Annotated in this window: 2 protein-coding genes; both read left to right on the forward strand. The window is 57.0% G+C overall.

What is annotated here, in order from left to right; genetic code table 11:
• Positions 1–228, forward strand: a 228-nt coding sequence (locus AruPA_RS09780) for a hypothetical protein (protein ID WP_265636493.1), incomplete at its 5' end; no start/stop codon positions are given.
• A 199-nt stretch (positions 229–427) separates the two neighbouring features.
• On the forward strand, positions 428–675 hold a 248-nt coding region (locus AruPA_RS09785; RefSeq protein WP_265636494.1), incomplete at its 3' end, for a transposase.

Genomic DNA, 675 nt, shown 5'->3' on the forward strand with positions numbered 1-675 from the left:
CACAAGCTTCACAGCGCCACAGCAACCGAAGGATTGATTCTGAATTTGTTTCCGGGGATCATGTTCACCACAAACCGGGAAACCAGCTTTAGCTTATTCTCCACAGGAACCTGTCCAACCTACCGGCACCACCGCAGCCTTCATTTTCATCGACGTGGTTCCGAATGGCAGATCGGCGCCGGCACTGCTGTTGCGGGAGAGTTTCCGCGAGGGACGCAAGGTCCATAAACGCATCATCGCCAATCTGAGTCAGATGCCGCCGGAGCTGATCGATGGGTTGCGTGCGCTTCTCCCGGGTGGCGCGGTGGTCAAGGTAGATGACTGGGCTTGGCAGAAGGGGGTCAGCTAAGAGCCTGACCGCAAAAGATAGTTGAGCGATTTCAGTAGGTTGTGATTCTGTCGGTTTGCAACAACAGACGGATTCGCAATGGCTTGGACTGAAATCGCCCGGCAACGATATTGCCGGGCCGGATTGCGCTACGCAAGCGACCTCACCGACGCCGAATGGGCCTTGATCGAACCATTCATGCCCTTGCCGCCGCATCGAGGCCGGCCCCGGACGGTGGTGCTGCGAAGGATTGTGGAGGCCATCTTCTACATGCTTTCGACCGGTTGCCAGTGGCGGCAGATCCCGAAGGAATTCGCGCCGTTCACCACTGTGCAGGGGTATTTTTA

Origin of the sequence: Acidiphilium sp. PA (assembly GCF_026191915.1) — a bacterium.
In the GTDB taxonomy this organism is placed as follows: Bacteria; Pseudomonadota; Alphaproteobacteria; order Acetobacterales; family Acetobacteraceae; genus Acidiphilium.